The organism is Paracoccus sp. NFXS7, from assembly GCF_040148865.1.
Lineage (GTDB): Bacteria > Pseudomonadota > Alphaproteobacteria > Rhodobacterales > Rhodobacteraceae > Paracoccus > Paracoccus marcusii.
In genome coordinates this window covers 287,325-300,920 of the sequence record NZ_JAKEKV010000003.1, presented here as the reverse complement: position 1 = coordinate 300,920, position 13,596 = coordinate 287,325, and the positions used below count along the sequence as shown (strand labels likewise).

Sequence of the window (13,596 nt, the reverse complement as noted above, 5' to 3'; positions counted from 1 at the left end):
GCCTAATCCGTCGCCGCGGACAGCTCCACCTGATAAAGGATGGTCCTGGCACGGGACCGGTGCCTGGACCGGGCTCAATGCCTTTCCGGACCATGCCGGCAACTGACGCGCGATTTTTCGGGAACCCGGTTTACCGAAGGGCGTTGCCCTTGACGGTCACATGCGCGCACGACGCCGACCGGCCCTGATCCGAAAGCGAGGAAGCCATCATGATCACCCTGACCGTGAACGGGACGGAACACAGTTTCGATGGCGATCCCGAAATGCCGCTGCTGTGGTACCTGCGCGACGAGTTGGGACTGACCGGCACCAAGTTCGGCTGCGGCATCGCCCAATGCGGCGCCTGCACGATCCATCTGGACGGCTATCCGACCTTTGCCTGCATCACCCCCATCTCGATCGCGGACGGGTCGGACGTCCGCACGATCGAAGGTCTGGCCGAGAACGGCGACCACCCCGTGCAGGTCGCCTGGCGTGACCTGAACGTGTCGCAATGCGGTTATTGCCAGGCGGGGCAGATCATGCAGGCCGCAGCGCTGGTGGATTCTACCCCCGACCTGACCGACGAGGACATCGACACGGTGATGAGCGCGAACCTGTGCCGCTGCGGCACCTATCCGCGCATCCGCGCCGCCATCAAGCAGGCCGCCGAAGCGAGGACAGAATGATGTCGAACCGTGTCTCCGAATCCCTCCGCATCGCCAATGTCAGCCGCCGGTCCCTGCTGCTGGGCATGGGGGCCGGCAGCCTGGTTCTTGCCATCGGACTGCCCCGCCCGGGCCGCGCACAGGACGCGCCGGTTCAGTTCGGCGCCGACGCGATGCCCAACGGCTGGCGTGACGATCCGAACGTCTTCGTGTCGATCGCCGAGGACGGTATCGTCACCGTGACCGTCCACCGTTCCGAGATGGGGCAGGGTGTGCGCACCTCCATCGCGATGGTCGTGGCGGACGAGCTGGAGGCCGACTGGGACATGGTCCGCGTGACCCAGGCCCCCGGCAACGAGCCGCGCTATGGCAACCAGGACACCGACGGTTCGCGCAGCCTGCGGCATTTCTTCGGCCCGATGCGCCGTGCCGGGGCCTCGGCGCGGACCATGCTGGAGCAGGCGGCGGCAGAAGCGTGGGACGTGCCCCTGTCCGAAGTGCGCGCCGAGGGGCATGTCGTACGTCATGCCGGATCGGACCGCACGATGGGCTTTGGCGAACTGGCCGCCAAAGCCGCCGCCCTGCCGGTTCCCGACCGCGAGGGCCTGCGCCTGAAGGACCCCGCGACGTTCCGTTACGTCGGCAAGGCCGATATCGGGCTGGTCGACAATGACGACATCACCCGCGGCACCACGACCTATGGGATCGACGTGCGCCGCGAAGGGATGCTGTACGCCGTCATCGCCCGCCCGCCGGTCTTTGGCGGCAGCGTGGCCAGCCTGGACGACAGCGCCGCCCTGCAGGTGCCCGGGGTCGAGCGCATCGTGCGGCTGGACCCGCCCGCCATCCCCGCGGAATTTCAGCCGCTTGGCGGTGTCGCGGTCATTGCCCGCAACACCTGGGCCGCCATCAAGGGGCGCGAAGCGCTGGTCATCGAATGGGAGGACGGGCCGCATGCCGCCTATTCCTCGGATGACTTCAGGGCAGAGCTTGAGGCGGCGGTGCAGACCGGCGACGGCAAGCTGATCCTGAACCGGGGCGACGTCGACGCGGCCCTGGCCGAGGCAGAGACCCGCGTGGTCGCCGAATACTATATCCCCCACCTAGCGCAGGCCCCGATGGAGCCGCCCGCCGCCGTGGCCGATGTGCGCGACGGGTCCTGCGAAGTCTGGGCCTGCGTGCAGGCGCCGCAGGTCACCCGTCTGCGCCTGGCACAGCGGATGGAACTGCCCGAAGAGGACGTGACCGTCAATGTCACCCTGCTGGGCGGTGGTTTCGGGCGCAAGTCCAAGCCCGACTTCGTGCTGGAGGCCGCGATCCTCAGCCGCGAGATGGGCGCCCCGGTCAAGCTGACCTGGACGCGCGAGGACGACCTGCACCACAGCTATTACCACACCGTCTCGGTCGAGCGGCTGGAGGCGGGGCTGGACGCACAGGGCAAGGCCGTGGCCTGGCTGCACCGCACCGCCGCCCCCACTATCGGGTCGATCTTTGCCCCCGACCCCAAGGAGAAGCTGCCGTTCGAGCTGGGCATGGGGCTGACCAACATGCCCCTGGACATCCCCAACGTCCGGGCCGAGAACCCGCAGGCGCCGGCCCATGTGCGCATCGGCTGGTACCGGTCGGTCTCCAACATCCCGCATGCCTTCGCGATCCAGTCCTTCATCGCAGAACTGGCGGCGGCGGCGGGGCGCGATCCGCTGGAATACCTGCTGGAGACGATCGGCCCCGCCCGCCTCATCGACCCGAGCGAGATCGGCGATGTCTGGAACTATGGCGAGGACCCGGCGCGCTATCCCATCGACACCGGACGGCTGCGGGCGGTCACCGAAACCGTGGCCGAGGCGATCGGATGGGGTCGCCAGATGCCCGCCGGCAGCGGCCTGGGCATCGCCGCGCATTACAGCTTTGTCAGCCATGTCGCCGTGGCGGCCGAGGTCGAGGTCGTGGACGGCGCGGTGCGCATTCCGCGCGTCGAGATCGCCATCGACTGCGGCGCGCATGTCAATCCCGACCGCATCCGCTCTCAGATGGAGGGGGCCGTCATCATGGGCGCGGGGCAGGCCCTGACGGCCGAGATCACCTTCCAGGACGGGCGTGCGCAGCAGGACAACTTTGACACCTACCTGATCCCCCGCATGGAGACCGCGCCACGGGAGATCAACGTGCATCTCGTGTCCTCGGGCGGCTATGACCAGCCTTTGGGGGGCGTCGGGGAACCGGGCCTGCCACCCGTCGCCCCGGCCATCGTCAACGCGATCTTTGCCGCGACGGGCACCCGCATCCGCCGCCTGCCGGTGGCCGATCAACTTCGCAGCTGAGGACATGTCCATGACCCTGAAACAGATGCTTCTGGCCGGCGGCCTTGCTGTCCTGGCCGGTCCGGCGCTGGCGGATTGCGCCGACCGGATCACCTTCCTCGAAGAGGCGCTGGACGATGCGTCGCGGCTGGCCATCTCGGCCTCGACGGGCGGGCAGGGGGTCGCGGGCGCCCGCGAGGCCCAGGCCGTGACCGAGGAGACGGCAGAGGAACCCGTCCCCTATCAGGACGACGCCGCCGCGGCGGTCGAGGAGGCCGATGAGGCCGGGGACGGTGGCGAGGAGCTGATCGAGGCGCGTGCCCGCCTGGGCGATGCCCGCACCCTTGCCCAGGATGGGGACGAGGAGGCCTGCACCCGGCAGATCAAGGAGATCCTTGTCGGCCTGATCGACGGGTGATCCGGCAGGCGCGGCCTAGTCCGAATGGAACACCTCGGTCAGGCCCGCCCACCATTCACCAGGGGCCCGCGTGTCCAGCGGGCGCTGCATCGGGCCGCACAGCGCCCACCAGTCGCGCGTCACCGGATCGGCGGCAATGGCCGCATCGTCGGCCGCGAAATCGGTGCCGCGATATTCCCAATAGCTGAACAGCAGGTTCTCTGGCCGGCGCAGGAAGATCGAATAGTTGGTGATATGCGACCGCGACAGCCGGTCCAGCACCGCGGGCCAGACATCGGCATGCAGGCGGGTGTATTCGTCGATCCGGTCCGGATCGATCCCGATGACATGGGCCATGCGTTTCATGGGCGTTGTTCCTTCGCGTTAAGGTCATAGAAGCGGATGGCCGTCTGCCCAAAGACCTGCGCGCGATCGGCATCTGACAGGGCCGCGCACAGGGTCTGCGCGACCTGCAGCCAATCGCCATAGGTGCCCGCAAGCTCCAGCACCGGCCAGTCGCTGCCCCACATCAGCCGTTCGGGGCGGAAGGCCTGCAGGACATGGTCGAAGACCGGGCGCAGGGTGTCTGCGGACCAGCCGGGCCCGAATTCGTTGGCCAGCCCCGACAGCTTGCAGACCACCTGCGGGTGGGCGGCCAGGGCGTCGATGCCCCGGCGCCAGTCCGGTCCGGGGTCCGTGCCGTCAAAGACGGGCTTGGCGCAGTGATCAATCACGATGGGCAGGGACGGCACCCGCCCGGCCAATTCCTCGATGACGGGCAGGTGGCGGGGCGTGATCAGCGCATCCAGCCGCAGCCCGGCCCCCGCGACCTGCCGCAGGGCGTCGATCACGCCGTCCTGCAGGATCCACCGGGTGTCGTCGATATCCTGCAGCATCGGGCGGACGCCGCGCAGCGCAGGGTGGGCGATGCGCGACAGCTGGGCGGCCACGTCGCCGGTCAGGTCGATCCACCCGACGACGCCGCGGATCAGCGGCGACCGGTCGGCCAGCCCCAGCAGGAACAGCGTCTCGTCCAGCGTGGGGGCGGCCTGGACCAGCACCGTGCCGGTGACCCCGGACGCCCGCGCCAAGGGTTCCAGGTCCGCGGGCAGGATGTCCCGCCGGATGGGCGCGACCTGATCGGTCATCCAGTCGTAATCGCCCCGGGCGATCCGCCAGAAATGCTGATGGGCGTCGATGATCACGGGAATGTCCTTGCCGGGTTGTGTCTCTAATCATAATAAACCGTATGGAGGCGGTCGTGGCGTGTCAACGCCCGACCCGGGAGGACAGGAGGCGGCATGAAGACCATCAGGATCGGCCGGACGGGGGTGGAGATCACCCCCATCGCGTTCGGCTGTGCCAGCATCGGCAACCTGTATCGCGAGGTCGCGGAGGAGGACGCGCAGCAGGTTCTGCAGGCGGCATGGGATGCGGGAATCCGCTATTTCGACACGGCGCCCCATTACGGGCGCGGCCTGTCCGAACAGCGGTTGGGTCGGTTCCTGAAGGGCAGGACGGGGGTCGTTCTGTCGACCAAGGTCGGGCGCGTCCTGACCCCAGCCGCCGCGCCGATCCCCGAGGCCGACAGCTATGTCCGCCCCGCGCAAAACGACGTGCATTACGATTATTCCGGTGACGGGATCGAGGAGAGCCTGGAGCAGAGCCTGGACCGGCTTGGCGTCGCGCGGGTCGACATCCTCTATGTCCACGATCTGGGCACCTATACCCATGGCACCGACAACGACCGGCATCTGCAGGCGTTCCTGGGGTCCGGGTATGACCGGCTGGTCCGGCTGAAGGAGGCCGGCCGCATCGGCGCATTCGGTCTTGGCGTCAACGAAACCGAGATCTGCCTGCGGGTGATGGATCACGGGCCCCTGGACGTGATCCTGCTGGCGGGGCGGCTGACCCTGCTGGACCGTTCGGCCGAGGACGCTTTGGTGCCGCGCTGTCGCGTGGCCGGGACCAGTCTGGTGCTGGGCGGGATCTTCAACTCCGGCATCCTGGCGACCGGGCCCATGGCCGGCGCGACCTATGATTACGGCCCCGCCCCGCAGCAGGTGCTGGACCGCGTGGCTGCCCTGCAGGATCAGGCCGCCGCGCAGGGGATGCCGCTTGCGACCGCGGCGTTGCATTTCGCGCGCGACCATCCCGCGGCGGCGGCGGTGCTGCTGGGCACGGCCAATCCGGCGACCTTGCGCCGCAACCTGGAGGCCCTGCGCTAGCCCAGGTCGTGATGGCGCAGGGATGACAGCAGCGTCGATTTCGACGTGCGCAGGTGCTGGCGCGCGGCATCCAGCGCGCGGCCGGCGTCGCGGGCCTCCAGCGCGTCGATGATCGCCAGGTGTTCCTGGATCGCGGCGCCGTTGCGCTGCTTTTCCTGCGTCTTGTCCCACATGTAGTGATAGTGGAAGATCAGCGAGATGACCTTCTGGAACTCGGCCACGAAGCGGTTGCGGACGACGGCGTTGATGGCCTCGTGGAACGCCTCGTCCAGCTTGGAGAACTCGTGGAAATGCGTGTCGATCTGGTCGGCCAGGGCCAGATGCTGGACGCGCAGCGTGGCCAGCCGCGGCCAGACGGGGTGATCGACCGGCGCCTCGACCAGCTTGGCGATCGCGTCCAGTTCCAGGACCAGCCGAAAGTCCGACAGCTCGACCGCGAATTCCTTGGTGAAGCCGCGCAGCATCCAGCCGCCCTTGGGCCTGCGCGCGACCAGACCGAACCGGCTGAGCCCGGCCAGGAACTCGTTCAACTGATGCTGGGTGACGCCGAAGGTCCGCGCCAGCTCGGCCACCGACAGCGGCGTTTCGGCGGGCACGTCGAACCGCAGGATCCAGTCCAGGAACCGCTGCTCCAGCGCCTGCAGGCCGTCAGCGGCGCGGATCACGGCGATCCGGTCGTCCTGGTCCGGCATGCGCAGCACCCGCTTGGCCCGCCCGTCCAGCGCGATCACCCCCAGCTCCGCCAGCCGCGCCAGGCAGCGGCGGACGACGGTGCGGCTGACCCCGGCGATCTCGCTCAGCGCGGCCTCGGCGCGCAGGTCGGCCCCCGGGGTCAGGGTCGCGCAGTGGTCCAGAAGGCGGTTGTACGCCTCGCGATAGCGGGTGTCGCTGCGGGCCATGGTCGGGGTTTCCTTGGGTCAAGCGGTTCTTGTCCTAAATTATTAAAAACAATTGACAGGTGCAAGGTGCCTGCACATGCTTTGCCGACATCAGGACGAAATCGGTCGGGGAGGAACGATGACGGACGCAAGCAAGCCCTGGGCCGACGGCAAGGCGCGTCGGCTGACCATCGCCCGCGACCAGCTGCACCGCGCATCGGCCCTGCTGACGCTGGTCCTGCTGATCATCGGCTTTGCGATGGCCAGCCCGGCGTTCCTGTCGGTCAACAACGGGCTGACGGTGCTGTTGCAGACATCGGTCATCGGGCTGCTGGGGATCGGGCTGACCATGGTCATCATCACCGGCGGGATCGACCTTTCGGTCGGCTCGGTGCTGGCGCTGTCGGGCGTGGTATCGGCGATGGCGGTCAAGGCCGGCCTGCCGGTGGTGCCCGCGATGTGCGCAGGCGTCCTGGCCGGCGCCGCCTGCGGGGCGTTCAACGGCCTTGTCATCACCCGGCTGCGGATCCCGCCCTTCGTGGCGACGCTTGGCATGATGCTGATCGCGCGCGGCGTGGCGCTGCAGCTGACCGGGGCCACGCCGATTTCGCAGCTGGGCGCGGGCTTCGGGCGGCTTGGCAACGGCGCGCTGTTCCGCGTGGTCGAGATGCAGCCGAACGGCTTTCCGCGCGTGATCTTTCCGGGCATCCCCTATCCGGCCATCCTGCTGCTGGTCGTGGCTGTGGTCGCGACCTATCTGCTGCGCCGCCGCCAGATCGGACGCCACATCTATGCCACCGGGTCGAACGAGGAGGCCGCGCGCCTGTCCGGCGTGAATGTCGACTGGACCAAGATGTACGCATACACGATGTCAGGCGCGCTGGCGGGGCTGGCGGGCAACGTGCTGATGTCGCGCCTGGTCACCGCCCAGCCAAGCGAGGGGGTGATGTACGAACTGGATGCCATCGCGGCGGCGGTGATCGGCGGCGCGTCCCTGTCGGGGGGCGTGGGCACCGTCGCGGGCACGATGATCGGTGCGTTCATCATCGGCATCCTGCGAAACGGTCTGAACATGTCGGGCGTGTCCGCCTTCATCCAGCAGATCGTCATCGGCTTCGTGGTCATCGGCGCGGTCTGGATCGATCAGGTCCGCAACCGCCGCTAGGCCCGCATCATCATCATCGGAGGAGGAACCAAGATGACACTGCTGAAGACATGCCTGGCCGTATCCGCCCTTGCCCTGACCGCCGCCGGCGCCCAGGCCGGAGAGATCGCGGTCATCGTCAAGACGACCAACTCGAACTTCTGGCAGAACGTGAACCTGGGCGCCCAGGCCGCGATCGAGGGCCAGTCCGAGCATACGCTGAGCTTTGACGGTCCGGCCGCGGAAAGCGCGGTGGCCGATCAGGTCAGCCTGGTCGAGAACGCCATCAACCGCGGCGTGGCCGGGCTGGTCCTGGCCCCGTCCGACCCCGAGGCGCTGATCCCCGTGGTGCAGCGCGCCTATGAATCCGGCATCCCGGTCGTGATCATCGACAGCGCCCTGGGCGAGGGCGCAGAAGGCGCGTTCCAGGCCTTCCTGTCGACCGACAACTGCGCGGCCGGAGAGCAGGTGGCCAAGCGCATGATCGACGAGGCCGGCACGACCGGCAAGGTGGGGATCATGTCCTATGTCGCGGGCGTCGGGTCCGAGATCGGGCGCGTCGGCTGCTTCACCACCTACCTGCAGGAGAATTCCGACCTGGAGATCGTGGGTCCGCTCTATTCGCAAAGCCAGATGGCCAACGCGCTGAACCAGACCACCGACATGCTGGCGTCGAACCCGGACCTGGTCGGCATCTTCGGTGCGAACGAACCCACGGCCGTCGGCATGGGGCGCGCGATCGAGCAGGCGGGCAAGGCGGGCCAGCTGACCGCCCTGGGCTTTGACGGCAACGAGGACCTGCAGCAGTTCGTGCGCGACGGCGTGCTGACGGCGACGGCGGTGCAGGGATCGTTCGCCATGGGCGAGATGGGCGTGCAGACCGTGATGGACATCCTGGCCGGAGAGACGGTCGAGCCGTTCATCAACACTGGCGTGGTGATGGTCGACAAGGCCAACATCGAGTCCGACGAGGCCAGGAACGTCCTCTACTGATGCTGCCGGGGACCGCCCGCGCGGTCCCCGATCACCGACACGTTGCAAGGGGCATGCCCATGTCAGACCAGCCGCTGGTCCAGATGATCGACATCGAAAAGCGTTTCGGCGGCGTCCGGGCCGTCGATCATGTCTCGGTCAGCCTCTATCCGGGCGAGGTGGTGGGCCTTCTGGGGCATAACGGCGCGGGCAAGTCCTGCCTGATGCGCATCCTGTCGGGCGCCATGACCCCCAGCAGCGGAGAGATCCGCGTGAACGGCACGGCGGTCCGCTTTGCCGAACCCAACGACGCCCGCGCCAAGGGGATCGAGACGATCTATCAGACGCTGGCCCTGGCCGATCATCTGGACGCGCCCAGCAACCTGTTCCTGGGGCGGGAGCTGAAGACCCGCTTCGGCAACCTGGACGACGCGGCCATGCTGCGCGCAGCGCGCGAGGTGCTGGCCCGGCTGAACCCCAACTTCCGCAACCTGCGCGACCCCGTGTCCAGCCTGTCGGGCGGCCAGCGCCAGGTGATCGCGATCGCGCGTGCGATCTATTTCGACACCCGCGTGCTGATCATGGACGAACCCACCGCAGCCCTGGGCCCGTCCGAGACGGCGATGGTGGCCGACTTGATCCGCAAGCTGCAGGCCGACGGGATCGGGATATTCCTGGTCAGCCACGACATCCATGACGTGTTCGACCTGTGCGACCGGGTCGTGGTGATGAACAAGGGCCGCGTCGTGGGCGCCCATGCCATCGGCGATGTCAGCAAGGACGACGTCCTCAGCCTGATCGTCAAGGGAGAGCTGCCGTCCGACTGGTCCGCCCGCAGGCCGGAGCCGGTGCAATGAAGGACGCATCCGCCACCACGATGGCATGCGGCGTCTGCGTCGAGCCCGGCCGGTTCCGCATCGAGACGCGGCCCCTGCCGACCCATGCCCCCGAGGGCTGGGTGCTTGTCGACATCGCCGCCATCGGCATCTGCGGCACGGATTACCACATCTTCGAGGGCAAGCATCCCTATCTGGATTATCCCCGCGTGATCGGGCACGAGCTGTCCGGGCATGTGGCCAGCGGACCGGATGCCGGGCGCCTGGTCGTGGTGAACCCATACCTGTCCTGCGGGGCCTGCCGTGCCTGCCTGCGCGGCAAGCCCAACTGCTGCGCCGCGATCGCGGTGCTGGGCGTGCATCGCGACGGCGGCATGTGCGCGCGGATCGCGGTTCCGGCGGGCAACCTGTACCCCGCCGACGGGCTGAGCGTGCATCAGGCTGCGATGGTCGAGTTCCTGGCCATCGGCGCCCATGCCGTCGCGCGTTCGGGCGTGGGGCAGGGCGATCTGGCGCTGGTGACGGGGGCGGGGCCGATCGGGCTTGGCACCGCGCTGTTCGCGCGGCTGGCCGGGGCCCAGGTGCATCTGATGGATCTCAGCGACCGGCGGCTGGCGCTAGCGCAGCGCCTGTGCGGGTTCGACCTGCTGCATCGTCCGGGCGACGACATCCTGACCGGCGAGTTGGCGCAGGGCTTCGACGTCGTCTTCGACGCGACCGGCAGCGCGCCGGCCATCGAGGCGGGTTTTCCCCTTGTGGCCCATGGCGGCAGCACGGTGCTGGTCAGTGTGGTCAAGGGCGACATCCGCTTTTCGGATGCCGAGTTCCACAAGCGCGAGGCCCGCATCATCGGCAGCCGCAACGCGCAGGCCCCCGATTTCGACCGGGTCATCGCGGCCATTCGTGACGGGCTGATCCCCACCGATGCGCTGCTGTCCGAGGTCGTGCCGCTGGCCGATCTGCCCGACCGTTTTGCCGCGCTGGTCGATGACCGCGACGACATCGTCAAGATCCTGGTGACCCCGTGACGCAAGCCCCGCCAACCGCCATCCGCCTGCATGACCGCGACAACATCATGGTCGCCCTGATCGCCCTGGCCCCCGGCGCGCCGCTTGATGCCGGATGCGCCGCGACAGAGGCGATCCCCGCGGGCCACAAGGTCGCCATCCGCCCCATCGCGCCCGGCGAACCGGTCCTAAAATACGGTCAGGTCATCGGCATCGCCACCCGGCCCATCGCGGCGGGGGCGCATGTCCATGTCCAGAACCTGGGCATGGGGGCGCACAAGCAGGATCACGGCTTTGGCAGCGCGGCGGGTGCGCTGCCCGCCCCCGATGCGCCGGCGTCCTTCCGGGGGTTTCACCGGCCATCGGGGCGGGTGGGCACGCGCAATTATGTGGGCATCCTGACCTCGGTCAATTGCGCGGGATCGGTCGCCCGCTTCATTGCCGACGAGGCAGAGCGTCAGGGCTGGCTGGCCGATTACCCCAACGTGGACGGCATCGTGCCCATCGTGCACGGCACCGGCTGCGGCATGTCCGGCAAGGGCGAAGGGTATGAGACGCTGTTCCGCACCATCGCGGGCTATGGCCACAACCCCAATTTCGGTGCCATCCTGATGGTGGGCCTGGGCTGCGAGGTCATGCAGATCCCCGACCTGATCGACCGGCGCGCGCTGAAGGACAGCGCCCGGTTCCGCTATATGACCATCCAGCAGACGGGCGGCACGCGGGCCACCGTCGACAAGGGCGTGGCGATCCTGCGCGAACTGGCCGCCGAGGCCGACCGTGCCACGCGCCGGACCGCCCCGGCATCCGCGCTGGTGATGGGCATGCAATGCGGGGGGTCGGACGGCTATTCCGGGATTACCGCCAACCCGGCCCTGGGCATCGCCTCTGATCTGCTGGTGGCGCAGGGGGGCACCTCGATCCTGTCGGAAACCTCCGAGATCTATGGCGCCGAACATCTGCTGACCCGACGCGCCGATCCCGAGACCGGCCGCAAGCTGATCGACCTGATCGACTGGTGGGAGGATTACACCGCCCGCAATTTCGGAGAGATGGACAACAATCCCTCGCCCGGCAACAAGCGCGGCGGCCTGACCACGATCCTGGAAAAGAGCCTGGGCGCCGTGGCCAAGGGGGGCAGCGCGCCGCTGTCGGCGGTCTATCGCTATGGCGAACCCATCGACCGGCCGGGCTTCGTCTTCATGGACAGCCCCGGCTATGACCCCTGTTCGGTGACGGGGCAGGTCGCGTCGGGGGCCAACCTGATCGCTTTCACCACCGGGCGGGGCAGCGTGTCGGGCTATCGCCCGGTGCCCTGCATCAAGATCGCGTCGAACCCCGACCTGTGGCGCCGGATGGAGCCGGACATGGATGTCGATTGCGGTGCGATCCTCTCCGGGGCGACCCTGCAGGGGAAGGGGCACGAGATCTTCGACCTGATGCTGGCCGTCGCCTCCGGTGCCCCGACGAAAAGCGAGGCACAGGGGTTCGGCGCGGTCGAGTTCGTGCCCTGGCAGATCGGCGCGGTGATGTAAGTGAAAGGACAGCGAATGACACCAACCCCCATGACCGGACAGCGCGTCGTGATCACTGCGGCGGCCCAGGGGATCGGCCGCGCCAGCGCGCTGGCCTTTGCCGCGGCGGGCGCCGAGGTGATCGCCACCGACATCAACATGGACGGGCTCTCGACGCTGGACGGGTGCCGCACCGCGCGCCTGGACGTGCTGGACGGCGCCGCCGTGGCGGCGTTCTTTGCCGATCTGGAACCGGTGGACGTGCTGTTCAACTGCGCCGGGGTCGTGCATGCAGGCGGCATCCTGGAGGCATCCGAGGCCGACCTGGAATTCGCGTTCGACCTGAACGTGCGATCGATGATGCGCACGATCCGAGCGGTCCTGCCGGGGATGGTCGACCGGGGGCGGGGGGCGATCATCAACATGTCCTCGGTCGCATCGTCCATCAAGGGGGTGCCCAACCGCTTTGCCTATTCCACCACCAAGGCCGCCGTCCTGGGTCTGACCAAGTCGGTCGCCGCCGACCATGTGGGCCACGGCATCCGGTGCAACGCGATCTGCCCCGGCACGGTGCAGTCGCCGTCCCTGGACGACCGCCTTGCCGCGACGGGCGATGCCGTGGCGGCCCGCGCGGCCTTCGTCGCGCGCCAGCCCATGGGGCGCATCGCCGATGCGGCGGAAATCGCCGATCTGGCCGTGTATCTGGCGGGCGCGACCTATACCACGGGCCAAGCCGTCTGCATCGACGGCGGCTGGACACTCTGACCCAAGGAAGACGACATGAAACTTGTTCGCTTTGGTGCCGCGGGCGCCGAGAAACCCGGCCTGATCGACGCGGACGGCCAGATCCGTGACCTGTCGGCGCATGTGTCGGACCTGTCCGGACAGGCGCTGCATCCCGATGCACTGGCCGGCCTGGCGCGCCTTGATCCGGCGACGCTGCCGCTGGTCCAGGGCGATCCACGTCTGGGCCCGCCCGTCGCGGGTACCGGCAAGTTCATCTGCATCGGCCTGAACTATGCCGACCATGCCGCCGAATCCGGCATGCAGGTCCCGCCCGAGCCTGTGATCTTCATGAAGGCCACCAGCGCGATCTGCGGCCCGAACGATCCGATCATCATCCCGCGCGGCAGCGAAAAGACCGACTGGGAGGTCGAGCTTGCCGTCATCATCGGCAAGCCTGCCAAATATGTCGATGAAGCCGACGCCATGTCCCATGTCGCAGGCTTTGCCGTGACAAACGACGTATCCGAACGGGCGTTCCAGACCGAACGCGCGGGCCAGTGGACCAAGGGCAAGTCCTGCGACAATTTCGGCCAGATCGGCCCCTGGCTGGTCACCCCGGACGAGATCGCCGATCCCCAGGATCTGGCGATGTGGCTGAGCGTGAACGGTCAGACGATGCAGGACGGGTCGACGGCGACGATGGTCTATCGGGTGCCGTTCCTGATCCACTACCTCAGCCGGTTCATGACGCTGCATCCGGGCGACGTGATTTCCACCGGAACGCCTCCGGGCGTCGGGATGGGGATGCGGCCGCAACGCTTCCTGCGCGCGGGCGACGTCGTCGAGCTGGGCATCAAGGGGCTGGGCCAGCAGCGCCAAGAGGTCATTGCCGACCCGGCCTGATGGGCGCATGCCGTCGCCCGTAACGCCTGGCCCCGCGTGGGCCG

At 68.2% G+C, this 13,596-nt stretch carries 14 protein-coding genes; 11 read left to right on the top strand and 3 right to left on the bottom strand.

Features of this window, described 5'->3' with window-relative positions:
• Positions 1-209: 209 nt before the first annotated feature.
• The 3 genes from LZ686_RS08335 to LZ686_RS08325 are packed head-to-tail and all read left to right on the top strand — an operon-like array spanning position 210 to position 3,365.
• Positions 210-668 carry a (2Fe-2S)-binding protein gene (locus tag LZ686_RS08335; protein ID WP_045983882.1) on the top strand — a complete coding sequence of 153 codons (459 nt, stop codon included), beginning with the start codon at positions 210-212 and terminating at the stop codon, positions 666-668.
• Complete coding sequence (locus LZ686_RS08330) at positions 668-2,968, top strand: xanthine dehydrogenase family protein molybdopterin-binding subunit (RefSeq protein ID WP_349547481.1); 2,301 nt, start codon at positions 668-670, stop codon at positions 2,966-2,968. Before LZ686_RS08335 ends, LZ686_RS08330 begins: the two co-directional genes overlap by 1 nt.
• Before the next feature lie 10 nt (positions 2,969-2,978).
• Positions 2,979-3,365, top strand: coding sequence for a hypothetical protein (locus tag LZ686_RS08325; protein WP_349547480.1), 387 nt, complete (start codon positions 2,979-2,981; stop codon positions 3,363-3,365).
• Between the two features lie 15 nt (positions 3,366-3,380).
• Here LZ686_RS08325 and LZ686_RS08320 read toward each other — a convergent pair whose 3' ends face one another.
• Both LZ686_RS08320 and LZ686_RS08315 read right to left on the bottom strand, forming a co-directional pair.
• Positions 3,381-3,710, bottom strand: coding sequence for an L-rhamnose mutarotase (locus LZ686_RS08320; protein ID WP_127897772.1), 330 nt, complete (start codon positions 3,708-3,710; stop codon positions 3,381-3,383).
• Positions 3,707-4,549, bottom strand: coding sequence for an amidohydrolase family protein (locus LZ686_RS08315; protein WP_349547479.1), 843 nt, complete (start codon positions 4,547-4,549; stop codon positions 3,707-3,709). Before LZ686_RS08315 ends, LZ686_RS08320 begins: the two co-directional genes overlap by 4 nt.
• 96 nt (positions 4,550-4,645) lie before the next feature.
• On the opposite strand from LZ686_RS08315, the gene LZ686_RS08310 reads away from it, so the two are divergent.
• Positions 4,646-5,572 carry an aldo/keto reductase gene (locus tag LZ686_RS08310; protein WP_349547478.1) on the top strand — a complete coding sequence of 309 codons (927 nt, stop codon included), beginning with the start codon at positions 4,646-4,648 and terminating at the stop codon, positions 5,570-5,572.
• Here the strand turns inward: LZ686_RS08310 and LZ686_RS08305 are convergent.
• Complete coding sequence (locus LZ686_RS08305) at positions 5,569-6,471, bottom strand: GntR family transcriptional regulator (protein ID WP_349547477.1); 903 nt, start codon at positions 6,469-6,471, stop codon at positions 5,569-5,571. The genes LZ686_RS08310 and LZ686_RS08305 overlap by 4 nt on opposite strands.
• Before the next feature lie 118 nt (positions 6,472-6,589).
• On the opposite strand from LZ686_RS08305, the gene LZ686_RS08300 reads away from it, so the two are divergent.
• From LZ686_RS08300 to LZ686_RS08270, 7 genes are read left to right on the top strand one after another with little or no spacing between them, the layout of a single operon-like run.
• Positions 6,590-7,615, top strand: coding sequence for an ABC transporter permease (locus tag LZ686_RS08300; protein WP_273744289.1), 1,026 nt, complete (start codon positions 6,590-6,592; stop codon positions 7,613-7,615).
• A gap of 33 nt (positions 7,616-7,648) precedes the next feature.
• The gene (locus tag LZ686_RS08295) at positions 7,649-8,587 is read left to right on the top strand and encodes an ABC transporter substrate-binding protein (RefSeq protein ID WP_148911868.1); all 939 of its coding nucleotides are present in this window, start codon (positions 7,649-7,651) and stop codon (positions 8,585-8,587) included.
• A 59-nt stretch (positions 8,588-8,646) separates the two neighbouring features.
• A complete protein-coding gene (locus LZ686_RS08290; RefSeq protein WP_502921990.1) occupies positions 8,647-9,423 on the top strand; it encodes an ATP-binding cassette domain-containing protein in 777 nt (258 codons plus the stop codon).
• Positions 9,420-10,430, top strand: a complete 1,011-nt coding sequence (locus LZ686_RS08285) for a zinc-binding alcohol dehydrogenase family protein (RefSeq protein WP_349547475.1) — start codon at positions 9,420-9,422, stop codon at positions 10,428-10,430. The genes LZ686_RS08290 and LZ686_RS08285 overlap by 4 nt, the downstream gene beginning before the upstream one ends.
• Positions 10,427-11,944, top strand: a complete 1,518-nt coding sequence (locus LZ686_RS08280; protein ID WP_349547474.1) for a UxaA family hydrolase — start codon at positions 10,427-10,429, stop codon at positions 11,942-11,944. Before LZ686_RS08285 ends, LZ686_RS08280 begins: the two co-directional genes overlap by 4 nt.
• Positions 11,945-11,974: 30 nt before the next feature.
• A complete protein-coding gene (locus LZ686_RS08275) occupies positions 11,975-12,688 on the top strand; it encodes an SDR family oxidoreductase (RefSeq protein WP_205963199.1) in 714 nt (237 codons plus the stop codon).
• 15 nt (positions 12,689-12,703) lie between these two features.
• Positions 12,704-13,552 (top strand): fumarylacetoacetate hydrolase family protein, encoded by an 849-nt coding sequence (locus LZ686_RS08270; RefSeq protein WP_349547473.1) that lies wholly within the window; start codon positions 12,704-12,706, stop codon positions 13,550-13,552.
• Positions 13,553-13,596: the final 44 nt, after the last annotated feature.

What these genes read in the sequence shown, in the direction of transcription:
- LZ686_RS08295 (WP_148911868.1), top strand. Translation starts at nt 7,649, where the DNA reads ATGACACTGCTGAAGACATGCCTGGCCGTATCCGCCCTTGCCCTGACC.
- LZ686_RS08270 (WP_349547473.1), top strand. Translation starts at nt 12,704, where the DNA reads ATGAAACTTGTTCGCTTTGGTGCCGCGGGCGCCGAGAAACCCGGCCTG.
- LZ686_RS08290 (WP_502921990.1), top strand. Translation starts at nt 8,647, where the DNA reads ATGTCAGACCAGCCGCTGGTCCAGATGATCGACATCGAAAAGCGTTTC.
- LZ686_RS08325 (WP_349547480.1), top strand. Translation starts at nt 2,979, where the DNA reads ATGACCCTGAAACAGATGCTTCTGGCCGGCGGCCTTGCTGTCCTGGCC.
- LZ686_RS08320 (WP_127897772.1), bottom strand. Translation starts at nt 3,710, where the DNA reads ATGAAACGCATGGCCCATGTCATCGGGATCGATCCGGACCGGATCGAC.
- LZ686_RS08335 (WP_045983882.1), top strand. Translation starts at nt 210, where the DNA reads ATGATCACCCTGACCGTGAACGGGACGGAACACAGTTTCGATGGCGAT.
- LZ686_RS08285 (WP_349547475.1), top strand. Translation starts at nt 9,420, where the DNA reads ATGAAGGACGCATCCGCCACCACGATGGCATGCGGCGTCTGCGTCGAG.
- LZ686_RS08310 (WP_349547478.1), top strand. Translation starts at nt 4,646, where the DNA reads ATGAAGACCATCAGGATCGGCCGGACGGGGGTGGAGATCACCCCCATC.
- LZ686_RS08300 (WP_273744289.1), top strand. Translation starts at nt 6,590, where the DNA reads ATGACGGACGCAAGCAAGCCCTGGGCCGACGGCAAGGCGCGTCGGCTG.
- LZ686_RS08330 (WP_349547481.1), top strand. Translation starts at nt 668, where the DNA reads ATGTCGAACCGTGTCTCCGAATCCCTCCGCATCGCCAATGTCAGCCGC.
- LZ686_RS08275 (WP_205963199.1), top strand. Translation starts at nt 11,975, where the DNA reads ATGACCGGACAGCGCGTCGTGATCACTGCGGCGGCCCAGGGGATCGGC.
- LZ686_RS08305 (WP_349547477.1), bottom strand. Translation starts at nt 6,471, where the DNA reads ATGGCCCGCAGCGACACCCGCTATCGCGAGGCGTACAACCGCCTTCTG.